Annotated in this window: 23 protein-coding genes; 5 read left to right on the forward strand and 18 right to left on the reverse strand. The window is 32.9% G+C overall.

Annotated elements, in window-relative coordinates:
- Nucleotides 1-8: 8 nt before the first annotated feature.
- The gene (locus tag IWX84_RS06585) at nt 9-1007 is read right to left on the reverse strand and encodes a type IX secretion system membrane protein PorP/SprF (protein ID WP_196849945.1); all 999 of its coding nucleotides are present in this window, start codon (nt 1005-1007) and stop codon (nt 9-11) included.
- A gap of 152 nt (nt 1008-1159) precedes the next feature.
- Here IWX84_RS06585 and IWX84_RS06590 point away from each other — a divergent pair, with 152 nt between their 5' ends.
- From IWX84_RS06590 to IWX84_RS06605, 4 genes are all read left to right on the forward strand, one after another.
- Nucleotides 1160-2059: a NifU family protein gene (locus IWX84_RS06590; RefSeq protein ID WP_196849946.1), complete on the forward strand. Its 900-nt coding sequence runs from the start codon at nt 1160-1162 to the stop codon at nt 2057-2059.
- Nucleotides 2060-2199: 140 nt separating this feature from the next.
- Complete coding sequence (locus IWX84_RS06595; protein ID WP_196849947.1) at nt 2200-2400, forward strand: dodecin family protein; 201 nt, start codon at nt 2200-2202, stop codon at nt 2398-2400.
- 265 nt (nt 2401-2665) lie between these two features.
- Entirely contained in the window at nt 2666-3349 is a 684-nt protein-coding gene (locus IWX84_RS06600) for a hypothetical protein (protein WP_196849948.1), read from the forward strand.
- 80 nt (nt 3350-3429) lie between these two features.
- Nucleotides 3430-4257, forward strand: coding sequence for a mechanosensitive ion channel family protein (locus IWX84_RS06605; RefSeq protein WP_196849949.1), 828 nt, complete (start codon nt 3430-3432; stop codon nt 4255-4257).
- Between the two features lie 5 nt (nt 4258-4262).
- On the opposite strand, the gene tsaB is transcribed toward IWX84_RS06605, so the two are convergent.
- The 4 genes from tsaB to IWX84_RS06625 form a co-directional block, all read right to left on the reverse strand.
- Entirely contained in the window at nt 4263-4931 is a 669-nt protein-coding gene (tsaB, locus tag IWX84_RS06610) for a tRNA (adenosine(37)-N6)-threonylcarbamoyltransferase complex dimerization subunit type 1 TsaB (RefSeq protein WP_196849950.1), read from the reverse strand.
- A gap of 25 nt (nt 4932-4956) precedes the next feature.
- Nucleotides 4957-5337 carry a hypothetical protein gene (locus IWX84_RS06615; RefSeq protein ID WP_196849951.1) on the reverse strand — a complete coding sequence of 127 codons (381 nt, stop codon included), beginning with the start codon at nt 5335-5337 and terminating at the stop codon, nt 4957-4959.
- 182 nt (nt 5338-5519) lie between these two features.
- Complete coding sequence (locus IWX84_RS06620; protein WP_196849952.1) at nt 5520-6818, reverse strand: efflux RND transporter periplasmic adaptor subunit; 1299 nt, start codon at nt 6816-6818, stop codon at nt 5520-5522.
- A 6-nt stretch (nt 6819-6824) separates the two neighbouring features.
- Nucleotides 6825-8261 carry a TolC family protein gene (locus tag IWX84_RS06625; RefSeq protein ID WP_196849953.1) on the reverse strand — a complete coding sequence of 479 codons (1437 nt, stop codon included), beginning with the start codon at nt 8259-8261 and terminating at the stop codon, nt 6825-6827.
- A 337-nt stretch (nt 8262-8598) separates the two neighbouring features.
- Between IWX84_RS06625 and IWX84_RS06630 the strand changes: the two genes are divergently transcribed.
- Nucleotides 8599-10008 carry a DUF4403 family protein gene (locus tag IWX84_RS06630; protein ID WP_410743751.1) on the forward strand — a complete coding sequence of 470 codons (1410 nt, stop codon included), beginning with the start codon at nt 8599-8601 and terminating at the stop codon, nt 10006-10008.
- Nucleotides 10009-10048: 40 nt separating this feature from the next.
- Here IWX84_RS06630 and IWX84_RS06635 read toward each other — a convergent pair whose 3' ends face one another.
- The 13 genes from IWX84_RS06635 to sprA form a co-directional block, all read right to left on the reverse strand.
- The gene (locus IWX84_RS06635) at nt 10049-10315 is read right to left on the reverse strand and encodes a hypothetical protein (protein ID WP_196849954.1); all 267 of its coding nucleotides are present in this window, start codon (nt 10313-10315) and stop codon (nt 10049-10051) included.
- Complete coding sequence (locus IWX84_RS06640; RefSeq protein ID WP_196849955.1) at nt 10305-10847, reverse strand: DUF420 domain-containing protein; 543 nt, start codon at nt 10845-10847, stop codon at nt 10305-10307. Before IWX84_RS06640 ends, IWX84_RS06635 begins: the two co-directional genes overlap by 11 nt.
- A gap of 2 nt (nt 10848-10849) precedes the next feature.
- Nucleotides 10850-11536: an SCO family protein gene (locus tag IWX84_RS06645; protein WP_196849956.1), complete on the reverse strand. Its 687-nt coding sequence runs from the start codon at nt 11534-11536 to the stop codon at nt 10850-10852.
- A 12-nt stretch (nt 11537-11548) separates the two neighbouring features.
- Nucleotides 11549-12190: a hypothetical protein gene (locus IWX84_RS06650; RefSeq protein ID WP_196849957.1), complete on the reverse strand. Its 642-nt coding sequence runs from the start codon at nt 12188-12190 to the stop codon at nt 11549-11551.
- A 75-nt stretch (nt 12191-12265) separates the two neighbouring features.
- Nucleotides 12266-12616 carry a cytochrome C oxidase subunit IV family protein gene (locus tag IWX84_RS06655; RefSeq protein ID WP_196849958.1) on the reverse strand — a complete coding sequence of 117 codons (351 nt, stop codon included), beginning with the start codon at nt 12614-12616 and terminating at the stop codon, nt 12266-12268.
- Between the two features lie 16 nt (nt 12617-12632).
- On the reverse strand, nt 12633-13610 hold the full coding sequence (locus IWX84_RS06660; protein WP_196849959.1) for a cytochrome c oxidase subunit 3: 978 nt from the start codon (nt 13608-13610) through the stop codon (nt 12633-12635).
- A gap of 42 nt (nt 13611-13652) precedes the next feature.
- Nucleotides 13653-14240: a heme-copper oxidase subunit III gene (locus IWX84_RS06665; RefSeq protein ID WP_196849960.1), complete on the reverse strand. Its 588-nt coding sequence runs from the start codon at nt 14238-14240 to the stop codon at nt 13653-13655.
- A 2-nt stretch (nt 14241-14242) separates the two neighbouring features.
- Nucleotides 14243-15142: a heme o synthase gene (gene cyoE, locus IWX84_RS06670; RefSeq protein ID WP_410743752.1), complete on the reverse strand. Its 900-nt coding sequence runs from the start codon at nt 15140-15142 to the stop codon at nt 14243-14245.
- 108 nt (nt 15143-15250) lie between these two features.
- Entirely contained in the window at nt 15251-17374 is a 2124-nt protein-coding gene (locus IWX84_RS06675; RefSeq protein ID WP_196849962.1) for an energy transducer TonB, read from the reverse strand.
- Between the two features lie 19 nt (nt 17375-17393).
- Nucleotides 17394-18137: a deoxyribose-phosphate aldolase gene (deoC, locus tag IWX84_RS06680; protein WP_196849963.1), complete on the reverse strand. Its 744-nt coding sequence runs from the start codon at nt 18135-18137 to the stop codon at nt 17394-17396.
- A 177-nt stretch (nt 18138-18314) separates the two neighbouring features.
- Nucleotides 18315-18698 carry a VanZ family protein gene (locus IWX84_RS06685; RefSeq protein WP_196849964.1) on the reverse strand — a complete coding sequence of 128 codons (384 nt, stop codon included), beginning with the start codon at nt 18696-18698 and terminating at the stop codon, nt 18315-18317.
- A complete protein-coding gene (gcvH, locus tag IWX84_RS06690) occupies nt 18691-19071 on the reverse strand; it encodes a glycine cleavage system protein GcvH (protein ID WP_196849965.1) in 381 nt (126 codons plus the stop codon). The genes IWX84_RS06685 and gcvH overlap by 8 nt, the downstream gene beginning before the upstream one ends.
- Nucleotides 19072-19165: 94 nt before the next feature.
- Complete coding sequence (sprA, locus tag IWX84_RS06695; protein ID WP_196849966.1) at nt 19166-26314, reverse strand: cell surface protein SprA; 7149 nt, start codon at nt 26312-26314, stop codon at nt 19166-19168.
- Between the last annotated feature and the right edge of the window lie 17 nt (nt 26315-26331).

The following is a 26331-nucleotide window of genomic DNA, read 5'->3' on the forward strand; positions in this document are numbered from 1 at the left end:
TACTATAATTAATTTATTGCAGGACAAAAACATTCATACTTTTCAGGTTTACAAAATAAATTCAATCCTAAAGTAATTTGGTGATAACCACCATTATCGAATTTTATGGCCCCAGCGACATGAGAATAAGTATAAGCAAACATAAAATTATTGAAATTAAGCCCAATAATAGGAGTTACATATTGTAGTTTCTGTTTAGAAATTCCGCTTCCGCTCGTATATTCAGCACCATCAAAACTTCTGCGGTAAGATAAGCCTCCCCATAATTTCCCGAAATCAAAATTCTTATACGCTTTCATATTAAGATCAATTGACTTTTCTTGGGTCTTTTCAACCAATTGAAATAAAATTGATGGTTCCCATAATATTCTATCCCTATCCCCAAATACATAACCGGCACTCAACAAATACTTTCTTAAATTATCACTTTCATATTCGGTATAGATATCTCTCCTAGTCTCAATGGCATTCTTCACCGTACCATGAACATAAAAATCCAAATAATTATATGACGCACCAACATCAACATTGAAATAGGAATCTTTTTGTACAACAGTCCCATCAATTATGGGATCAAAATCTCCAGATTGTAAAAAAGCAGTTTCGTCTAATTGACTTTGAATTAAACCTGCACTAATTCCGAAAGACAATTGATTTAGATCAATATCATCTCTCGAAAACATTAGATGATAAGCGTAGGTCAGCTTAACTCCTTTTTGAGAGTGATATCCATTTTTATCATTAAAAAGAATAATCCCTGCTCCCGCTTTGTCCGTGATTCTTCCATTAAAACTTACGGTTTGAAGTTCAGGCGCATCTTCCTGACCAAACCATTGTTTTCGTGCCGTTAATCTAATTTTAGAACAATTGGCAGCACCAGCCATAGAAGGATGTATCAAATAATAATTGTCTGATAAATAATCAGAATAAACAGCAATTCCTTCTTGCGAAAAAGAATATTGGGATATAAAAAAAAGTAGTACTAAAAATTTAATTTTATTATACATTGAAATACAATTATATAGAACGGTTATTACCCTAATAAAAATACAAATATCTAATTGAATAACTAAATTATTGTTAATTTATTTTATTAATATTCAAATATAGCTAATCGTGGAAAATTTCTTTACTAAATTTGTAAAAATTTACAAAGATCATGACAAAAGTTAGCATAAAAGAAACACAAAACCCAACCATACTAAAATTTGAATTCCAAGATTTCATTACTCAAAATGAAAGTTTTGAATTCAAAAACATAGATGAAGCCAAAACTTCCCCTCTAGCACAACAATTATTTTACTTACCATTTGTAAAAACAATTTACATCTCAGGAAATTTCATTGCAATTGAAAAATACAGCATTGTAGAATGGGAAGATGTTAAGGATGCCGTTGCTGAACAAATAGAAACATTTGTAAACAATGGCGGAGTAATTATCAATGTCGAGGAAAACAAAACAAAAAAACAGCCTATTACTGTTTACGGAGAAACAACTCCCAATCCAGCAGCATTAAAATTTGTAGTTAGCAAGATGTTGACTAAAAACGCTATTGAATTTAAAAATATTGATCAAACTACTCCTTCGCCATTAGCGAAAGAATTGTTCAAATTCCCATATGTAAAAGAAGTTTTTATCGACGAAAATTACATCTCGGTAACTAAATATGAAATCAATGAATGGCAAGAAATAACCCTAGAGTTAAGAAGTTTTATCAAGCAATACATTGAGAATGGCGGAACTGTACTTGATGAAAGTTTAGTTGAAGCTAGTGCAAAACAAGAAAACAGTACGCATCAAGATTTCGATAATCTGGATGTGACTTCACAGCAAATTATTAATATATTAGAAGAATATGTAAAGCCGGCTGTTGCTGCTGATGGTGGTAACATCGTTTTTGATTCCTACGATGAAAATGACAAAACTGTAAAAGTAATTTTGCAAGGGGCTTGTAGTGGTTGCCCTTCTTCAACATTTACGTTAAAAAGTGGCATCGAAAACATGTTGAAAAGTATGCTGAACGATGAAAACATTAAAGTGGAAGCGGTAAACGCATAAACAATCGGTCATTTATAAAAATCATTTTAAAAACGCATAACCAATTGACAATGTTAATATTAAATTAAAAAACACCTAATTTTAAATTAAAATTTTAAAAAATTTGGTACATTTAATATCTAATTTAACACCTAGTAATCATGTCAATATTAAAAGTAATTGAAGTGCTGGCTAATTCAGAAATTAGTTGGGAAGATGCAACTCGAAAAGGGGTTACTCAGGCAGCTAAATCGTTAAAAAATATACGTTCTGTATATGTTAAAGACCATAGTGCTGCCGTAAATGACGGTAAAATTTCAGAGTACAGAGTAACTTTAAAATTAACATTCGAATTGGAATAGAGTAATTTTAAAAATTAAATTGAGGCGTTTCATTGGAGACGCTTTTTTTTGTTTTTAAGTCCCCTACTAAAATAAAAATACACAAAAAAAACAAACTTTTCTTTTCTGGCAGCACACAATATAGATGGAATCATCCTTTTTTATACTTGTAAAAACTACGCGTAAATAATGCCAAATGCTGATTTTCAGCAAATTATTAACTAGATATTAAAACAATATTAATATAAATTGCTTAATATTGTAAGACTAATCAAATAAAAAGACCATGGGAGTAGCATCATTTTTTAAAAAATTATTTGGCTCAGCCAAAGAATCAGCTGGTGAATTTGCCGATAAAGCTGAAACAACTTACGAACAAGCGAAAGAAGCGGCAACGCCTTATATTGAAAAAGCAGAAACATTTGCAGAAGAGACAATAGATAAAGCAAAAGAAACTGCATCACCTTATCTTCAAAAAGCAGAGACATTTGCAGACGAAACAATCGATAAGATAAAAGAAACTGCAGCTCCAATTATAGAAAAATCTGGAGTTTATGCCGATAAAGCAAAGGAAGTGGTTAGCGAGTATAGTGAAAAAGCCAGTGACGCTCTAGGAAAAGTAGTGGATACCGTAAAAGAAAAAACTAACATTGGTGAAGACAAAGCTGAAAGTTTAGCCGAAGATTCAAAAGCTATTGCTTCAGAAACTACACATAATGTAAAAGAAAATATACATGATGCTGTAAATGAATCGAAAGCTATTGCTTCAGAAACTACACATAATGTAAAAGAAAATATCGAAGATGCAAAAGACAAAGTTGAAGATGTTGTAGATGAATCGAAAGCAATTGCATCCGAAACTGCACATTCAATTTCCGAAAAAACTAGTGAATTGATAAGTGATGCAGATTCTGAAGCCCACGAAATTGCTAAAAAAACTATAAATAAAATAGAAGAAGACGCTGATTAGTTTATTAGAAAATAAATTATATGTATTTTTGCCAATCAAACTCAACCTTCTCTCACGAGAGGGTTTTTTATTTTTAAAAAATGAACTTAGATCCAAGTCAAATTACGGATTATGCCAGCACTTTTACAAAAGTATTAATTGATTATTCTCCAAAATTAATATCTGCATTCCTCATTCTATTTGCAGGACTTTATGTTATTAGACTTATCAATAGATTCATTAGAACAATAATGGTAAAAAGGGATTTAGACCCTACTTTAACTAAGTTTCTTGCTGATATATTACTTTGGGTGTTAAGGGTTCTTTTATTTGTCTCTTTTATTTCAAAATTAGGAATTGAAACCTCCTCTTTTGTTGCCATTCTTGGAGCTATGGGTCTTGCTGTGGGTCTGTCACTTCAAGGTTCATTATCTAATTTTGCCGGCGGAATGCTTATTATTGTCTTTAAACCATTTAAAGTTGGCCATTCAATTGAGGCACAAGGTGTTTCCGGAACAGTAAGTGAAATCCAAATATTTGTGACCAAATTAATTACGGCTAACAACCAAACTATTTTTGTACCAAACGGATCTTTATCAAATGGAACAATCATAAATTACTCCTTACAGGGTTCTAGAAGACTGGATTTAACGATTTCTATCTCCTATGATACTGACATAAAAAAAGCAAAAGATATTATTACTGCAGTTTTAAATCAAAATCCTAAAGTGCTTAAAACCCCTAGCTTTGAAGTGTCAGTAAAGAATTTGACCGATAATTCCATACAACTTGCTGTTCGACCATGGGTCATTAATGAAGATTTTGGTATTGTTTACGCTGAAACTTTAGAAAATTGTAAGTTGGCTTTTGACACTGCTGGAATTATTATTCAGCCATTTGTAAAAGAAATGTCTCAAAGTAATGCTTAAGAATACTATTTCTTTGAAGTTGTAATCATAAAATCTTTCAAATAATAAGGTTCAAAATAAGCGACATCGACCGTGTCGCTTATTTTGTATTTTTCAAAACTTAACAAACTCATTTCTTTCGCAGAAGGATACTTGATCTCGTCTAAGAAAATAAAGTTATCTTTCGTCAAAACTGTTTTGCATTTCTCAGAGCAATCACCCACAAAATAAATTGTTTCCTCTAAATCATTAAAGGAATCTTCAGTGATTACCTCCGCCAAAATCGCTCGTTTAATCTCAAAATTAGGAGTGAATATGGCACTATAAACTTCCATTCTCCTGGCATCAATCATTGGAATAATCAAACCCTCCTTAACAATTACTTGCGAAGCTAGAGTTTTCAAAGTATCAATTGCAATTAATGGAATGTCTAACGCATAGCATAACCCTTTAGCAGCTGAAACACCTATTCGCAAACCTGTATAAGAACCGGGACCTTGACTTACAGCAATCGCAGACAAATCTTTTAAATTTATACCTGCTTCCGCAATTACCTCTTCAATAAAAACATGCAATCGTTCGGCATGAGAATAGCCTTCTTCAGCAATTTCTTTATAAGAAATGGTTATTCCGTCTTTTGCAATAGCAACAGAGCAATTTTTAGTCGCGGTTTCAATATTGAGTATGTAAGTCAAAATAGTTTAAAATTTAAAGTTATTTTCAATCAATTAAAAAGAGACCCAAAAATGATAATGGTGCTATTAAAAAATACAAAACCCCAAGGTGGTAAATCCAAAAGTGATATTTTGATAATTCTTTATTTTTTGATTGTTTAGATATTACAATCCCCATGATAATTGGAGCTCCAATAACTAAATAGAAAGTTCCAAGCGAGGCCAATCCAGACCATTTCAAAAAAAATGATGTCAGCACCACAAGCAATAATCCTCCATAGGTAACGAAATGCAAAAAAATTTCGACTATCGGTTGATTTTTAATTCCTTCAACAACCATTTTCTTTTTAATTTTAAAAAAATAAATTATACCAATTATTGGGAGAAACAAATATATTATTAAGCCTGCAATAATTTCAAAAATCATAATTATTATTTTTTTGTATACTTCCAAAACTTGTCATTCCGACAAAGGAGGAATCACATAAAGCTCTCTTCGTCGGAATGACAAAACTTGAGAGATTTATTTTGTAATAAAATACAATCACAGTACAAATCTCGGTATAAAACTTTAAATTTTAGATTTGCTTTCTAAAATTTAAAAAAAAATTACTTCTTCTCTTTTTCTTTATCAGTTTTCAAGGTCACTTTATCCCCAGAATTCAAATCCTTTGACACCGTAGTATAAGGTCCTGTTATAACAACATCCCCTTTTTTAAGACCGGTCAAAACTTCAATATTCGTATCATCTTGAATACCTGTTTTTATGATTCTTATTTTTGCTTTATCACCTACCTTCACAAAAACACATTCAAATTTTTTGTCGCTTTTTGGAGCTACATCTTTTGCTTCTGCTTTGGCATCTTCCATTTTAGGTTTTACAACCGCACTAGTATCCGCTTTTACTACAACAGAACTAATTGGGACTGACAAAACATTATTTTTAGTTTTGGTAATTATATCAACAGTTGCAGTCATTCCTGGTCTAAAAGGAGAATAAGCAGCAGGTTTCCCTTCTAATAAATCTTGATATGATTCTTTAAGTATTCTCACTTTTACTTTAAAATTAGTCACTTGATCCGCCGTTAAAGAAGAACTTGCCGAATTAGAAATACTTGTAACAATACCTTTAAATTGTTTTTTCAAATATGCATCAACTTCAACTTTAGCCTCATCACCTACTTTTATTTTTACAATATCATTTTCATTTACATCAACTTCAACTTCCATATTGTTCAAATTAGCAACTCTCAATATTTCAGTTCCTGCCATTTGTTGCGTTCCCAAAACACGTTCTCCTAACTCCACATTAAGTACAGAAACAGTTCCGTCTGCCGGCGCATAAATGACAGTACGACCTAAATTATCTCTAGCTTCAATTACAGAAGCCGAAGCACTTTGTACATTGAAATAAGCCGTTTGTTTTGTTGCTTTTGCTACTCCAAAAGAAGCGATTGCTTTATCCCAATCCGATCTAGAAATAATTCCTTTATCAAATAATGTTTTATTTCTGTCATAACTTGACTTGGCTTCTCTAAAAGACGCATCTGCCTGACTTAAACCAGCTTTGGTTCCTGATAAATTAGCAACAGTTCTGTTTAATCCAGAAGTATATAAATCTGGATTTATCTTTACCAATAAATCCCCTTTTTTCACCACTTGGCCCTCTTTTATAGGCAATGCAATAATTTCTCCTGAAACCATTGAAGATATTTTAACTTCTATTTCAGGTTGGATTTTCCCGGTTGCAGATACAGTTTCAACAATTGTTGATGATTTAACGGTGGTTAACTCTACTTCTTTTCCTTTATCTTTATTACCAATTACTCCTGTTTTTGAAAGGACAACTAATAATGCAATAATTACTACTGCACTACCAATTAAGATATAGATTGTTTTTTTTGACATGATAAATTAGTTTTTGATAATTGGAATTCCAAAATAGAATTCCAGGATTTTAATTTTAAAAATATAATCGTATTTAGTTCTTATAACTTCAGATTGTGCATTTGACAATAAGGTTTGTGATTGGTTAAAATCAAATGAATTCATTAGACCAACAGCATATTTTTCTTTAGCATAATTATACGATTCTTGTCTGGATTCAAGCGATGCAATCGCAGATTCATGGGCATTCAGTGCTCCTTTCGCGTCTGTAAATGCGATATATACATTTCTTTGCAAATCTAAATTTTGTTGTTCAACTGCAATTTTAGATTTTTCCAAACTCACTTTAGATCGTTCAACATTGTTTCGTACAGAAAACCCATTAAAAATTGGAATTGACAATTGCGCCCCAAAAGATTGCCCTTTATTATTGCTAAACTGATCGAAAAAAGGTGCCGATTTGCCTAAAATAGCAGAGGAATTTGGTTGTAATACGTTCTGATTTGTTCCTTCAACATAACCAATTACCGAAGTAGGATTCGTAGGATTTGGACCAAAACCAGTAATAACATCGGCATATGAAACCCTACTATTAAAATTATAGAATCCTCTTAAAGTAGGCTGAAAACCACCTTTTGCAATGGCTAGATTTTTCTCTGCAATTTCCAAATTCGTATTGGCGATTTTTAATTCAGTGCGACTTTCTTTGGCTTTTTCATAAACAGAAGTGGGTGTTTGAGCCAAAATATTATTTTCATCTTTAGCTGAAGTATCATCAATTACATCAAAACTTTCAAAATCTTTTAACTGTAACAATTGAGCCAAACTTAATTTAGAAATTAGCAAAGCATTATCAGCAGCGATAACTTTTTGGTTATCCAAAGCCAAAGTAGCTTTTACGTCAAATAAATCACCTCGGGGGATAGATCCTGCTTTTACTAATTCTTCTGAACGTGCATATTGCTTTTCGTTAAATACTTTTTGTTCTTGCTGTACTTTTAAATTTTCTTTGTTAAAAAGAATTTGCAAAAAAGCGTTCGCCACATTTAACGCAACATCTTCTTTCATTTTCAACAGTTGATACTTCGCAGCAACTATGGACAGATTGGCTTTTCGTAGCGTATTTTGGTTTTGCAATCCTTTATAAATATCAACTCCTACACTTGCTCCGGCAGAGGTAAATTGTGAAGTCTGATTTCGCAGAAGTCCTGTTGTAATATCTTGATTTAAACCAATATTCCAAGAATGGGAAGCATTGGCATTTACAGAAGGTAAAAAATTACCTATGGCTCCCTTTTTATCAATTGTGGCAATTTGAGAATCCAATTCTGTTTGCTTGATTGAAATATTATTTTCTACGGCGTACTTTACACATTCTTCCAGTGTCCACTTTTTAGATTGTCCACGAGCGAACATTCCAAAAAGAACAATAAAAACGACACTAATACAACTATTTTTTCTCATATTCATTTGATGAAAGTGTAACAAAGGTACTACACAAATCTAACATTTTTTACAAACTAATTCTCTTTTTAAGCAACCTTTAAACGATTTGATGCTTATTTAACTACTTGTGTTTTCCAACTAATATTCTACCATAAGCCTAATTCTATCTTTACAAATTTTAAAATCGATTCTGATAATTTTGAACCAAAATTAATTTTTCAATAAGATCGTAATTTAAATAAATTACTAGCTTTCCCAGTAATTTACCTATAAGACATAATAGCGGTGAAAATGTTACAGTTTAACTATAAAATATAATTGTTTTCTTAATTTTGTTCTTTCTAACAATAATAATATGCTGAAATTCTTTTCGATTCTATTTGTTTTTCTATTTGTCATACTAATCTCTGGCTGTTCCACTTCTCAAAAGATAGCTACACTAAAACCAGAACCAGATGATGCCATTCCTTTGGTTTACGAAAATGTTCCTTCTTTTATTAATTTACCTATTAGTGTAAAACTGAAGGATATTGAGAACCAAACTAACACATTATTGAACGGTTTGATTTATGAAGACAACAACATTGAAGATGATGATATTGAAATGAAAATTTGGAAACTGGCACCCATTACTATAGTAAACGATCACGGGACATCCGGAGATAAAATAAAAACGATTTTACCGTTAAAAGCAATCGTAAAATATAGAATAGGCACAAAAAGACTTGGTGTTCCATTGTATGACACAAGAGAATTTAATCTAAACGGAGTAGTGACTTTAGTTAGTGAAGTTGGCTTGACCAATTGGAAATTAAATACTAAAACAGAACTGAAATCACTAGATTGGAATAAAAGTCCCACGATGACCATTTTTGGAAAAAATGTACCCGTAACGTATCTCATTAATCCTGGGGTTACACTTTTCAAATCAAAAATCGAAAAAAAGATTGATGCTGTAATTGAAAAATCAATGGATTTCAAACCTAATGTTTTGGCCGCACTAGAAAAAATCTGTACCCCTTTTCAAATGAATTCCGATTACGAAAGTTGGCTTCGAATTGTTCCTATCGAAATCTATTCTACTAATGCCAAACTTAAAAACGATACTTTTTTACTGGAAATGGGAATGAAATGCAACATGGAAACGTTGATAGGAAGACAACCCGAATCAAAATTTGAGGCAAGTAAAATAATTTTGAAACCCGTTGCTAAAATCCCGGAAGACATAACAGCCAATATAGTTGCCGTTTCTACTTATGAAGAAGCTTCAAAAATAATGACAAAGAATTTTTCGGGACAAGAATTTGGTTCTGGAAGCAATAAAATAAAAGTACAAAACGTAGCCATTTGGCATAAAAAGGGTAAAATGATCATTGCTTTAGATGTAACGGGCTCTGTAAATGGAACAATCTATTTAGCAGGTTTCCCCAAATACAATGAACAAACTAAAGAGGTGTTTTTTGATCAATTAGATTATGCACTTGATACCAAAAACAAATTAATACGAACGGCAAACTGGCTTACGCAAGGATTAGTTTTAAGAAAAATTCAACAAAGCTGTCGCTATTCGATAAAACCAAATTTAGAAGAAGGTAAACAAAGCATGATGAATTACTTAAAAAATTATTCTCCCATGCAAGGGGTGTATGTAAACGGAAAAATGGAAGACATTCAATTCCAAAAAATAGAATTAACCAATCAAGCCATCATTGCCTTTATAAAAGTAAAAGGAACTGTAAATGTATCCGTAAACGGACTAAAGTAAAGTGACATTCCATACAACATGTGCATACCCAAAAAAAGTCCTATTTTTTATTCTTTCTCATTCGGTAAACAGCATAACCTATACCGCCGACAAGCAAGTAAGGAATTACCATTAGGTAAACAATTCCGTCATTTACTGCTGCAGCTTTAGTCTTATTACCTTCGCTTGACAAAGCAGCACGACACATGGCGCACTGAGCATTAGAATTCTGAGGCAGTAAAATCGAGATAAGAAGAAAAGTCAGTACAACCCATTTTCCTAAAAATCGTTTTTCTTGCGTTCTGTTTGTTGTTTCTTTATTGAACATAATATGGGGAAATCATTAAATAGACAATTACTCCAGTAACAGCAACATATAACCATAGTGGAAATGTTATTCTGGCAATTTTTTTATGTTTGTCAAATTTAGTTGCTAAAGCTCTAACATACGTAATCATCACCAATGGAATAATAGCCACTGACAAAATAATATGTGTTATTAAAATAAAAAAATAAACGTATTTAATAATCCCTTCGCCACCAAATTTGGTAGAATCCGTTGTCATGTGATACGCAACATACATCACCAAGAAAGCCACCGAAAGAGCAATTGCTGACGTCATCAATTGTTGATGAAGTTTCCTTCTTCCATTTTTAATTGCCAATACACCAGCAACTAAAACAACGGCAGTTAACCCGTTAGTTGTTGCATAAATCGATGGCAAAAAATGTAATGGAGCAACATGAATACCAAAATCTTTAAGCTTTACCTTAAAAAGTATGGCAACTGCCGCAGGTATAAGAATAGAAAGGATAACAATCCATTTATTATATTTTTGTTCTACTGTATTATCTTCCATAACTACTCTTTTAATAAAATATTAATATCCTGTTGAATATCTCTAACTCCTTTTTTATCTAACCCATCGTAATACAAAATTGGATTCCCAAAATTGTCTTTTCTACAACGAATATTTCCATTTTTGTCAATCAAGGCAAATAATCCAGAATGTTCAAAACCTCCTTTTATCTTATTGTTTTCTCCAACGTACAGGTTAAAACCTTTATTGGCTAAATTATAAATGTATTCTCGATCTCCTGTCAAAAAATTCCAATTCGACGATTTAACACCCAGCAACTTTGCGTGCGATTTCAAAACTTCAGGCGTATCATGAGATGGATCTATCGTAATAGAAACCAATCCAAATTTAGGGTTTCCAAAAAAACTTTTTTCGATGTCCAACATGCTTAAATTCATCTTTGGACAAATGCTAGGACACGTGGTAAAGAAAAACTCTAAAACATATACTTTGCCTTTATAGGTCTCATTGCTGACTTTTATATTGTCTTGATTTACTAATTCAAAATTTGGCGCTGGACCTATTTTAACCAGTTTATCATCACGTCTAGTAGTTCCACCAACCTGGTCTAAACGATCTCCTTTAACGATATCATTATCTTGTATCCTTTCAACTATCTTTGGAATAGCGTATATGCCAAAGATTAAAATAATGAATGAAATCCCTATATATGATTTATTTTTAAGCATATTTTCTAAGAATTAAAGTTCTTTCGTAGCATTATGATTTTTTTTAAGAGCGGCACGATATTCATATAGAATAACTTTAAAATCATCTAACATCTCATTACTCAATTCAGCGGGATGGAATGTATTGTAACCTTCTTTATATTCTTTCTTTTTCTTTCTTCCTCTAAGATTTCTCTCCTTATCAATAATATAAACATTTGGAGTACCTAGATGTTCATCTAGTTTTCCAACGAGTTTTAGTTGATTATAATAAGAATTAATTTCCTGAGGAGAAGTAAATAGAAAATGCCATTGTGAAACATCCGTAAAATCATCTAAGGCATCAATTAACTTTCGAGCTTGATCTTCTGTGCCGAGTGGACAAATTACAACAAACTGCAAATCTTTAAAATCATGATATCTTTGATAAATTTTTTCATTTAAGTTGAAATAATTACCTCTGTTATTTAAAAGCTCTGTTCCGGAAAAACCTAAAATAGTTATTTTATTATTCAAGGTGACTTTTTCTCCATTTAGAGATTTCCATTGTCCAAAATCAGAAACTTTAGGAGTAATTACCGGTAATTTAGTAAAACTATTAATTCCTGACGCAAAAAAAAGATAAGCTACAATAGGCAAAATAAAAAGCACAAAAAGAACGATATTTTTTTTCATTATTTTGAAATTATTTAAAGTACAAAAATAAAAAAAGGCACGCAATGCGCACCCTTTTTTTGAATTAATATCTTGTTAAAAATTCCATTTTATAGTAGAATTCTTAAAAACCTCATAAATATAATTTCCCTCAGTCAAAAGAATGAAAAGCAAATATAATATTAGAAAAATCACTGGTAAAACAACAGCATTTCTTAAAGTACTTTTTTCACCTTCCATGTGCATGAAGGCCCATACGATATAATATGCTTTTACAAGTGTAAGGATAATAAATAACCAATTTAATAAACTCATAGCCATGAAGCTATTCATATAAAGTGCTGCTGGCTTAAAAATTCCAAAAAACACCTCAACAATTGTTATTACAGATAGCAGACCAAAAACGGTCCAAATTCTTTTTGTATTAGAAACATGTTCGTGTGACATAATAATAAATCTAAGATTAAACTAAGTAGAAAAACGTAAATACAAATACCCAAACTAAATCGACAAAGTGCCAGTATAAACCAACTTTTTCGACCATTTCGTAACTTCTTCTTTTCTCATAAGTACCTACTAGTACATTAAAGAATATGATAATATTTATAATTATTCCAGAAAATACGTGAAAACCGTGAAAACCTGTAATAAAGAAAAAGAAATCAGCAAATAACTTACTTCCATATTCATTATGAGTTAAATTAGCCCCTTCAACTACTAAGCTGGCTTGGGTCAATCTCAATTCAGAATCTTTTCTAGAAAGAATTGTTTTTTGTTTGTCTTTCGTTATCACCTCTGTTCTTATCAAAAGACCTGGATGTGATTTAAATCCGGCTTGAACTTCAGAAACTGAATAAGAAGGTAAAGTTGATTCTTCCATGAACCATTTTCCCTTACTTCTAGTCAATTGTTCTCTTTGTTCTGGCAATTTTGCAGCGAAATCGGCAAGAGCAACGCGATGTCCTTCTTTATCCACAAATTGAAGTAAACTACCTCCTTTTGTTTCAATCGCACCATATTCCCCTTTTATGAAATTTTTCCATTCCCAAGCTTGAGATCCTACGAAAATCATCCCTCCGATAATGGTTAAAAACATATAAATAACAACTTTATCTTTTTTCATTTGATGACCTGCATCAACAGCCAAAACCATTGTTACAGATGAAAAAATCAAAATAAAAGTCATAAATGCCACATAATACATCGGAGCAGATACTCCATGCATAAATGGAAAGTGCGTGAACACTTCATCGGCCAATGGCCAAGTTTCAATAAATTTGAATCTAGAAAATCCATAAGCAGCTAGAAATCCAGAGAACGTTAAGGCATCTGATACGATAAAAAACCACATCATTAATTTACCATAACTTGCTCTCATTGGCTCATTGCCGCCTCCCCAAGTTTTCTCTTCACTATTTGCAGTAGTAACTGTCGCTTCCATAAAAGTTATTCGTTAAAAAGTTCCCAAATTTACGTTTTTTTCTTATTTAAAGAAATATAAAAATAAAAACAAATAAACCCACAATAAATCAAGAAAGTGCCAGTACATTGCACCCAGTTCAATTCCAAGGGTTTGAGATGAATTATATTTTTGTTTAAAATGATTATAAATTATAATTAGCAGCGAAATTAGCCCACCAGCAAGGTGAATCAAGTGCACAACGGTTACAATGTATAAAAATGTTGTCGTTATTGAACTCTCACTTCCTGTAAAATAATACCCGTTTTCCACTATCTGTGAGAACCCTGCAAATTGCAAAATCACAAATAATATTCCCAATGCTAAGGTAGATAAAAGAAATGTAGTTGTTGCACTTCTATTGTCTTTTTGGATTGCTTTTTTTGCCAAATGAAAAGTAACACTACAACCAATAATTGCAACTGTACTAAAGTAAAACGCTGTTGGTAATTGAAAATCTTTCAACCAATCGGCTCTTGATTTACTTACCACAAAAGCACTTGTTAATCCTGCAAACATCATAATCATACTTACCATCGCAAAAAGCAATAGTAATTTGTAGGATCTTGCTGTTCTAGCTCTATCTTCTGCTGTTGTCATTGAAATTTCCATAACTATCTTAAAAATTTATCAAATATATAAACTAACTGTAATAACGTAATATAGGAGACGCTAACCAGCATCAATGTTCTGGCTGCTTTAGCTGTTCTCTTTTTATACAACTGTACTCCATAATAAAGCATCCAAAGACCCAGTAAAAATACCAAAACTGCAGCTACCGGAGTTATATACAAACGACCCGTATAACCTAAAGCAGGTAATAACGACGCTATTATTAACCAAACTGTGTATAAAATAATCTGTAAAGCTGTAGTTTTATCTTTCTTTCCTGTTGGAAGCATAAAAAACCCTGCTTTTTCATAATCTTCGTACAAAAACCATCCAATAGCCCAAAAATGAGGAAATTGCCAAAAAAACTGTATCAAAAATAAAGTTCCTGCTTCTATTCCAAAATCACCAGTTGCCGCAACCCAGCCTAACATAAAAGGAATGGCCCCAGGAAATGCTCCCACAAATACTGATAATGAAGTAATCGTTTTTAATGGAGTGTAAACACTTGTGTAAAGAAATATTGAAACTGCTCCGAACATGGCCGTTTTCGGATTGATGGTATACAACATAGCTATACCGACAATCGTTAGAAAACTGGCTAAAAAAAGAGCAGAAGTCGAAGACATTCTTCCTGCTGGAACAGGACGATTTTTTGTTCGATCCATTAACGCATCTAAATCTTTCTCGATAACCTGATTAAATGCATTAGATGCACCCACCATACAATATCCTCCAATTGCCAATTTCAACAACACCATCCAACTAAATGAATGAATGTCATAAATTCCAAGCATAAACCCCGCTAAAGAAGAGAACACTACGCTAATAGCAAGGCGAGCCTTAGTAATTTCGCGGAAATCAATATAAATAGATTTTAATGAAAGTGTATTTTGTGTTGGGATCAATGTTCTCGTTTATTTGCTTTGTAAAAACTTTTGCAAAAGTAACTCAACAAAAGGGATTTGACAAAAAACAATTCATAAAAAAGATTTATTTTAATTCAATCAGAACTAATAATCAAAATACCAATTAAAAACATCTGATCGTATTCCCAATGTGAACCAATTAGTACTTTGATTAAAAGTAGTTGTTGTATTCATATTAGGATCAAAACTTCGGTAAATATAACTTCCAAAAAGTTTTAAATTAGTAGCCGGATTTATCAAATATCCGCCCTGAATATCTGCAATAAAAACAGCAGTTTTATTACCCTGCCCTACTTTTACTCCGGAATCAAAGGGTCTTTTCTCATCATAATCTTTATAGATATTTCCTCCATAATTATAACCATCCTCAACCGTATCAAAATCCAATCCTCGAGTTCCTACTGTAAATTTGGCATCTCCAAAATACCTTCCTTTATGATAACGGGCGATCGCTAAAAACTCTTTGAAATTCCCTCCCCACTGATGCCCAACACTTTGATTATTGTGTGCATAATTTGTAATGGGATTGCTATGAGAATAAACGTAAGGGCGAACATGATTGTATTCTAACTGCAGTAATAAATTATCCACATGAAAAGCATTGTAATATTTAACACCTAACTGATATCCAAATTTATTTTTCCAGCTATTATCCGCTTTTTTAATATCTCCAAGAGAAAATTCATCCAGAATAAATTGTCCGTATGCATTTATCTGATTATCCCATTTGTACTTATAGGTCAATCCTAAAACGGCATTTCCACTTCTTGCCGAAGAAGCAAATTCAACCGAACGATAAAATATAATTGGATTTACAAAATTTACATCAAATCCCCTATCATTCGTATTGGTCCAAATTACCGATTCAAACAAACCAATATTTAATTTATTCGATACATTCCAACTCAAATAATGGTTTGCCATGAATTTTGTGGCGTATGTTCTCTCCAGAGTCACCGCTGGGCGAACATCTTTGAGCCACATATACGTATTTGTATATTTTATTTTCCAAAAATTGGTGTTAATTTTAAAATATGGATACGGACTCGCACCATCACCTTCTAATAATGAGCGGTACCCATCTCCTATAAAATTTCTCCCGTAACCCAATTGCAAATCGAAATGTTTACTTGGTGCAAAAGTTATATTGGCTTCCGCCAAAGGAAAATCATAAGCATCCGTTTTGAAATTTTTGGAAATTCCCATACCCGGAATAATTGCAGGATTTCCTCCCGCTGGTTTTATAGATTCGGCATACCGATTGTAATAATCCGCAAATCGCCCCTGACTTTCAAAAACCGTAGTTGTGAAATTAATTTGCTGCCCAATACCACCTCTAAAATTTATCCCACGTGTGTTTATATACGTATAATTCGCTTTGGTCTGCGATGCTTTACCAACTTGTAAATCCAATATCGGATTTAATGTAAACCAATACCCTTCCCCTTGAATTTCAACCGTACTTTCATTCCATAATTTTCTGGCCCACCAGCCAGAAGTATTTTTTTTAAGCTTTTCATTTACCGCTTTAAGATTATAATATTTCGAAACCTCCACATAGGTATATGGCTTAGATGCTGTATGATTATTACTGCCCACTTGATTTAAAGAAGCATCAAACTGAGAATAATAACTGTGAGAAAAGGGAATATTCAAATGACTTTCAAACTCAGGGTTTGTGAATTTTTTATAAACAATACTATCAAGTTCTGTTATTTGCTTTGTATCATTTTTTACAATCTGCGATCGAACAAGTGCTTCAGATGCTAACTGTTCCGGGCTTTTTAGAGGAATTGCAATTGTAATAGTATATTTAGAGTAGGTTGGCCTTCCGTTGTAAGTTGACGGCTTAATTTTTGGAAATTTCTCAAAAACTCTTTTTGTTTCTTTTATTAAACTTTCATCTACAGCATCCGTATAAATAACCTTAAAAATACCATTTCCATCTACTTCAAAAAGCACTTTTACACTTCCTTGGTAATTATTTTGTTTTAAATTTTCCGGAACTTCAAAATTCTGAAACACAAAATCCTGTACTTCACTATAAAAACAACTTTCTAAGGCTGAAGACTGCAAGTTTTCACAATTTGGAAAAACAGGAAATCGTTCAGCGGAAAGACCTGATTTTACCGAACTATTATTTACATCTTGCGAATAAATAAAAAAAGAATAAAATAATAAAAGTATAGTTAACAAACTTTTTTTCATGTTGATTTTCTTTGTGAATTTAATATTCAGAGTTTGAATTTTGCCCGTCAGCAATCGCTTTTGCACCGGATGTACCTATTCTTTTTACGCCCAAGCCTATCATTTCAACAGCCTCTTCATAAGTCCTTACTCCGCCCGCAGCTTTTATAGGAAGTGGCGACGCATTTTCCAACATCATAATAATAGAAGGGATGGTGGCACCATTAGGCAGATTATTTTCCGTTTTATAAAAACCCGTTGAGGATTTTACAAAAACCGAAGGGTAGTATTCTTCTTTAAAATTTGAAATAACAATATTTTTTATTAAAGCTGAAAGTTGTATAATTTGTTTTTCTTCCAGCGCAGCAACTTCTATAATCCATTTGACCACTTTCCCGTTTTGCAGACCCAATTGCGTACATTTAAGAATTTCATCCTTGACCAAATCCAAATCTCCTTCTTTGAATGCTTCGTAATTGCATACAAAATCTAAATCATCGGCGCCATCCTCTATTGCTTGAATTGCTTCGGTTAGTTTTTCTTCTACTCCAGACTGACCTTCAGGGAAATCAATGACAGTCCCTATTTCTAAAGTTGAATTAGCAGCTGTAATCATTTTTTTGGCCAACGAAACCATATTGGGGCGAATCATTATCAGCTTAAAACATTCTTCAATAGCTTCTTGAATAAATTTTTTAACTACAATAATATTCTCCTGTTCACTAAGCCCAGCTTGTTCTGCCGTTTTTAAATAGGTTGAATCTAAATATTGTTTAATATTCATTTTTCTTTTGATTTGATAATGGGATAAGGTCTAATTAGCAAAAATACATTTTAAATCCACATATTTTTAATATAAAGATTTACTTTTTAAACTCGAGCGCTCTTTTAACAAATCCCTTGCGGTTAAAGAAATGTATAAGTATAAAAAAATCCCACCGAAGCGGGATTGTAATCTCTTTTAAATTTTATCTAAACTGTTGTATTTACTTACTATTAGAATGAAGCAAACCGCTAAAGTTGCTCCTGACATATTTGCTAAAACGTCAATTGCATCTCCATTTCTCGTTGTTGTAAAAACTTTTTGCAATATCTCAATTCCGATTCCAAAAAAAACAGAAAGAACAAATGATATCGCTAAAGGCTTTATTACACTTGCACTATTCAACTGTTTTTTAAAAAACAAAAACCAAGTTAACGTAAACACAAAATGAAACAATGCGTGTACAACTTTATCTAAATTTGGAATACTAATCTTTGGGATATCACCTGAAGGTAACAAACAAAATAAAAATATAATTCCAGTCCAAACTAAAGCTATCCAAAAATAGACTTGTTTAGGCACCTATAAGTTCTTTGTAAGAATCACTTGAAAGCAATGAATCAATTTCGGCTTGGTTTGAAACTTTAATTTTTATCATCCACCCTGCTCCATAAGGATCAGAGTTTACAACTTCCGGCGTACCTTCTAACGAATCATTAAACGCTATAATTTCTCCTGAAATTGGTAGAAACAAATCAGAAACCGTTTTAACCGCTTCAACTGTTCCAAAAACCTCATCTTTTTCTAAAGTTTGGTCTAAAGTTTCCACCTCAACGTATACGATATCCCCTAATTCTTTTTGTGCAAAATGAGTAATTCCTACTGTTGCAATATCCCCTTCTAAACTAACCCATTCGTGATCTTTTGTGTACTTTAAATTTGCTGGTATATTCATAAAAATATTTATTGATAATTACTGTTTACTAATTGAAACTTTATGGGACAAATGTAACAATCTCAATTCAGATTTTGTTTAGATTTCCTGAAAATTAATTGCCAAAATTATAACGAAGTGTAAATCCAGATCGAATGTTTGTTAGAGGAAATGAAGTAGATATAACTGCTTTCGAAAAAGAATGATCATAATAAAATATCGCAGTCAAGTTTTTACTAAAAGCATAATCCGCTGTTATTTTTAAAGACCAAATATTTTGTCCTCCGGCTAATTGATTGTTGTCGTAATCTAAGTAACGTACAATAGTTTGATTATTACGATAAGACAAATCTCCTTTCAAATTAATATCACTTTTTATTATTCCAGTAGGATTATCAGCCAGTCTCGAAGAAAAAATTACATCCTTAAATCGATATCCTAGCCCAACGACATATTCTATTCCTTTTACTTCTGTCAATAAATTATTATCAAAACTCATTGATAAAGCTCTGTCTTTCTTTATTTCGGCAAGTACTTTCATTGAAGTTTTCAATTCAAAATCCATTCTGATAAGTGGACTAAACTGTTCCACTAAATTGATATTGGACATAATCGTTCTGTTGAAAAAATTACCACTTGCATCCACTCCTTCGGGATTTTTGTCATATTCAAAATTGGATCGAAATGCATTAATTGTGTATGACGCTCTATAACCGTGTTGCATGGAAAATCGTTTGAAATTCTTTTTGAAAAAATCATAACGCATCAAACCATTGTATTTAACGGCCCAATTGGGTATTGGAAAATTTCTAAATATCCCAAGAGAAACATCGGCAGCATTAGCCCCAGAATAAGCGGCTAAAAAAGCAGGTAACAAAACTGCCTGATTATTCTTCCCATAACCTAATGGATAACCATCGGCATCAATATTAGCCGGATTATTTACATCTATTCCTCGCTGTGATGCTAATCGATTCGCAACCGTCAGTCTGTTCATTCTAAAATCGTCAAATGCAACGGATGTATTTTCATCACTAACTGAAAATGATGTTTTTATTAAAACTGCCGATATAGAAAAAAGACCGTAACTATATGGAGATCGCGGATTGTATTGTCCATTAGTGACATCATATTGCTCTGAAAAATTTTCAGAGAAAGCTCTGTCCAATGATAAATCAACTTTTAAATCAGGAAACAAATCTACATTTGCTGTAGCTTTAAATAATTTATTGGTTACGTGAGAATAGCTTTGATTAAAATCAGGATAAGAGGTAAGCCATCCATTTTTGGCAGCCTCATATCGTACATCATCTTGACTTCCAAAGATGAATCCTAACGAAGGTCGTGAACTTCCTAAAAACCCAACACCAGGCGTATATCCGGGTAAAATAGTCCCACTATTATAGGTGTAATTCATTTGGATATTTTTAACACTGGTTAAAACTCCTATCAATCCATCAACAAATTCATTGCCTTTAGCGGGTTGTTGAGCATTTGTATTTACAACCTTTTCCCCAGGTTTTGGAATAGTTGCTTTTGGTTTATTCACCGTTTTATTAGTGTTTTTTGACACCCCTATATACTTGTAAAAAGCATCCATATTAAACGTTGCATTCAAGTTGCTAGAATTAGCATTTTGAACCGTATTCCCTAAATTATAATCTGTTCCATCAATTTTAATCTGTGATAATGCATTAGAAGAGCGTTGCCAGCTGTAGTCACCCGTGTAAGAATAATTCGCTTTTATAAAACTAAAAAGCGGGATTTTATTAATAGGCAAGTCATAATTCACTACCAATTGCTGCATATGCTGGTTAGGGTCTCCAATGTCCCAGTAATTATCCCATACTGAAAAACTGTCGATAGGCTCGTTATTTTCGTTCAGATAGCTTTTTATAATATTACTCGATGAAGCCGTGTAATTTAATTTCAACGATTTTGTCAAATTAAAATTAAACCCATATTGATAATTGAACGCAAAATTTCTTCTATACAATGGATCAAGTCCAATACCCTCCACATCAACTTGTCTAAATTGTTGTCGGTTGTATTGTCTGTTGATATTACTATTAAAAGAAATATTGGAAGGCAAATAATTAAAATTAAAATCACTTAACAATTTCCAATAACTACTTTTTTTCATGAACGCTGTTTTCTTAAACGGCTCTACTGATTTTGGCTGAAAGGTAAATCCATAATCAACGGATGAGCTTACATGTTGGTCGATATAATTTTCAATTTCAAAATCATGTCGTTCCACTTCATTAATAGATTGTGAAAAAGTAAAATTTTCCGGATCATAAACATGTTGTTTTTGTTCTGGTCTTCTTTCTTTTCGCACCCCTATAAAGTTGATACTTGTTCGCTTTGTATAATCAGTTGCTCTACTTTTAAGATTTGATCTTTCAGCTTGGTCCGTGGTATTTTCCAACAACTGTTTTAGTTTTATATCTTGGTTAAAAGGATCATAATCCGGCGTTATCATTTCTTCCCCAACCGCATAATTAAAAGGCAAATTAACTCCCCATTTTGGCGGCATTAATTTTCCAAGATTTAAATTGGTAACTATATTGTATTGTTGTGTGTTTTCACGGCTTCTTTCATTTGGTCCTTGTTCCAATGCGCCAAAACCAATAGTACTTTGTTTCCCTGTGGCAGAAACCGTTGCAAAATCAGCAAAATTGGTATCTACATTCAAGACTGATGCCATCCCGCCCTGATTATCCATATCAGCTAAACGCATTTCATTGAACCAAACTTCACCTTTTATATCTTGATGGGTTTCATTACTTTTTACACCAATCATTAAGGTTCGTGCTAAGCCAAAATTAGGATTTCCTTTTATCCCCAACCTTAATTTATTAGGCTTATTGGCTAATCTAGAATCCAATTCATCTTCATTTTGATAATAAATTCCATCCAAAGGAAGTGTACTTTTATCAATACTCATTGCTAAAATCTTCAATTTAGTCAATAAAGCTAATGACAAATCTATTTCATTGTCCTCTGGCCAAACAGCCTCTGCGCTTAATGCGGAACAATTAGAACTGGCTGTAGTGGAAGGAATCGTAACTTTTAAAGGAATTTCTATTTGGTAGAAATTTTGTGTGAAATCATTTCCAAAACGAATGAAACCTACCATTTGATTATCCCTTAGTCCGATTTCATTCGGCAAAGATTCTGCATGTAAAAACATTTTCAGTTTTTTGAACTGACGCATGTCAACACTCACATTTTTAAAAACGGCTCTTGAATCGTCTGGCTCCAATCCGCTTCCAGAAACCCTTAAAGACAACGATTGCTCATTTTGATTGATAACCGTATTATTGTTGTACAATTGTTCCCTCACAACTCCCGGAGGAGTGATGTAATTCACTGGACATCTATCATTATTTTCTTGGACATTGACCGCTAGAACATCCAAATTAGTTTTGTCATCGGCTACATTAGGATCATTAAAATCAAGTGTATTGGTATACCTTCTCCATTCTCCTCTAACCAAATCTAAAGCTCCAAAACGTACCGTTACTTGATTATTAAAACCAGTCATAAACATTCTCATGAAACGTATCGATCTAAAATCGGAAATGTTTCCAATAGTGTTTTCTGGTTGTGAAACGGGAATTTTAAACTGAATCCATCGGGCGTCCGTTACTGATCCATTTGGCAAAGTGACTTGAGTATTTCGAATGTCGGTTATATAATTTTGACCAATGCTCATATTTGGCTTAACATCAACACTATATTCATAATAGGCATTGATGGTATTCATGGTATTATCTCTATTGATATCCTCTACATCCGGAACGGTTGTCGAACCTCTATTAGGATCATTTATATCAACTGCAGAATTTCCATCTACGCCATTATATTTTTTATATCGTTCTAAAACATTTCCTGAAGCATTCAAATAATACGTGTAATCATCTGCCGCTGGATCGGTTTCGGAAGCGTAATTATTGTAAGTCGCTCCTTCTTTGGCGTCACTCAAACCGTCCAAACCTACATCTTGATTTTTACGATTATCCGCATTAGTGTCAAAAGCATAAATTAAAGATTGTGAAGCAGGTACATCTCCCCATACTGATGGTGGGTTTGCCAATATTTGATCTGGACCTAACCCATTTTCATATTGTTTTCTTCCATCTTTAAGAACATCTTCAGAAATTTCACCTAAGTTGAAATAAATTTTCCCTGTATTAGTTTGCGGAATATTCCCACTTCCTACATAAGGATCTAAAACCCAGAATTGAATGTACTCTACATTTCCTTGTTCGAAATTAGTAGAATTCAATGACCTCATGATCCCCCCAAAATTAGTTGTTGGATTTGTATTGTAATTAGAACTATTATTATACGGCCCTCTATCCGAAGGGTAATAACTCAAATCTAAAGTATTGACTACTTGAGATTGTCCCTGCGCAATATCGGTTAGAGGATATAATTCTTCGCTAAATATTCTTCTTGTCGAATTAAATGACAACTCTTCATTTGTAATTCCTGATGGTTTTTGAGTATAAAAAACTGGATCAATCGAGTACCAAGCCATTTTTGCTCTTTTAAAACCATAGCTCAAATCGTTTGCACCAGCATTAAAATCATAATTACTTCGGGCATTCCTTTCAGGTGTCGATGATAAACTCCATGCATAAGGCGAGCGCATATCAATTGTTGATTGTGAACCTTCAAAATCATCTACATAAATAGTAGACTCGCCCTGAAAACGATCTGCTTTTGGCGAATCCGGTTTCAAAAATGCAACTTCACCTCTTATCGAAAGATTCGAAGGAACATCCGTATCTATATTAGGTAATTTATTTACCAAGCGGGTTAATAAAGGTACCTCGGTAGAAAAATTAGTATTGAATCCAAAAATAGTATTATTGACAGACTCTTGACCAAAAGTGGATTTTTGAGTAAATGGCCTTTCTGACATTTTTAAAAAAGTTGCGCCAACTAAAAAATTATCTGAAATTTTATGTTCTACGTTGACACCCATAAACCTTCTGGTTTGCTGTCCAAAAATGGAATTATTTTCCAATGAAACATTAATTGGAGTATTCGATGCTTGAAGCGAAGGATCCAGAATTTGAACTCTACCCAATTGATAATTGACACTATAATCAATTCCTTCCACTAAAATTCTCCCCCCTGCAGTTACTACCACCGAGCCTCTAGGGACATTGAAAGCTCCAATTGGGATTCCGTCACCGCCAGTAGATTTGTATTTCCCTCTTAATAAGAACTTATTTTTCTCGCTATCCTGTAAAGCGCCAGATTGCGTGTTACGATACATGTTTCTAAAAACGTATTTCTTTTGATTTGGATTATAGGTACCAACATCATTATAATTTTCTGCCGAACCGGTATTTGATAATTTAGAAAACAACAATTCTCCAAAAGGTTCTTTGGTTGTAAATATAATTCTCCCGTTTTGAGAATCGATAGTTAAGCCTTGCATAAAATCAAAAAAACCATCACCTCCAGTTTGAGGATCATTGTTGTAATTGAGTTTGTCTAAATTAAACACTTTTAGCAAAGGGGTTTCGGCAACTTTATTTTCTGGTGATGGATTAGGTGGAAAAGGGCTTCCTGGAACTTCTGTAATATAATTTAAAGCCGAAGGATCTGTATAAAGTATATTGAATCTAAAATCCTCTTGCTTTATTTGATAGGCACCTGGGATTTGATAAATATTTTTCATCATCAAATTCCAAACCGGATTTTTCACATTGGTCAAATTACTTTTCAACATTTTCAATATCAAACTTTGGGTAATAATTGCCTGATCCGATTGAGTTGTACCTGTTACAACAGTCGCATCAACACCATCGTTACCAAACTCCCCCACTTGATATACCTTATCCCCAATCGTATATTGATAAGCCACCGCTAAAACTTCATCATTTGCAAGTCGCTGTTGCAACGAAATATATCCTAATTGAGCATTATAAGTGTATTCATTAGAGTTCAGTTTTCGGGCATTTTCCAATTTAGAATAATCCTGACCTTCACTTACCGTTACATTAAAACCGGAGTTAGAGGTAACTATTTCTCGTATATTATTGTTCAGCAAACCGCTTCCGGCCGCTATTTGTGCAGGATCATAATCATTATTCGAGTTGTCAGAAGGAGAATCGACTGGATTATTAAAAATCCCCGTTGCAGGATCTAAAACTACTACGTCATTATTAGCTAAGCCTGTCAGTTGTCCTTCCCCTAAATCCTGAAGTGCAATGATATTTCGTAAATTATTATTGGTAGTCGTGACTCTATTTTGTTTATTGGTTACCCAAACCTCTAACCTAGAAATTTGAACTCTACTGTCAATAAATGGATAATTTTTTAGGGAAGCATCATATTTATTTCTGAAATATTGTGATAGGAAAAAGTGTCTGTCATTGTCATAATCCAAAGCAAAAATATCAAAATCTTGAATTGTACCACCGCCTTGAGCAACTATACTTTTGGTTTGTGATTTCTGTTCAGAAAATACTCCTGTTACAGTAGTTTTACCAAATTGCAACTGTGTTTTTACTCCAAATAAACTTTGAGCACCTCGAATAAGTGAGCTATTTAAAGGCATACTTACATTTCCAACCTCAATTTTTTGAATAATATCATCTTCAGAAGGTGCATATTCTAACTTTATTAAATTTTGAAAAGCAAAAGTGGATTGCGTATCGTAATTAGCATTTACATTGAGTCGCGTTCCTACTTTTCCCATTAAACTCATACTTATCCTTTGATTAAAATCAAAAGAAAGATTTGATCTGTTTCTAGGACTAAAGGAAGGATTATCTTGTTTTGTGTAACGAAGTCCCAAATCCATTTCAACAGATCCGGTTGGTTTCACATCAATAGTGTTACTTCCAAAAATGGATTCAAAAAGCCCTGATTTCACATAATACCTAGGTAGTAAATCTTTTTTTGCTGCTTCGCTACCCTCCTTTTTTCCGTCCATCGCATCCACTTTTTTCTTGAAATAATCACGCATTGATTCTTTCAAGACTAAGTTTTCATACTCTTTTGGAGTTAAAATAATCGGATAATTAATGGAAAACCCATCCACAGAATTAGTGTAAATATATCGATCCGTAACAGGGTCATAGGTATAGGAAGAAAGTATACTTTGAGGATCTTTAAGCTGTACTTTCCCTACAGAAAAGCCAGTTTTAGTTGTGTCTTGGACTTCCTGTTTTACCTGAGCTTGCGATACAAAACCACAAAATAAAACAACCAAAAAAGTACAAATTTTATACATACAATTCGTGTTTTTTA

It is taken from the genome of Flavobacterium sp. CG_9.10, assembly GCF_015752245.1.
GTDB lineage: Bacteria > Bacteroidota > Bacteroidia > Flavobacteriales > Flavobacteriaceae > Flavobacterium.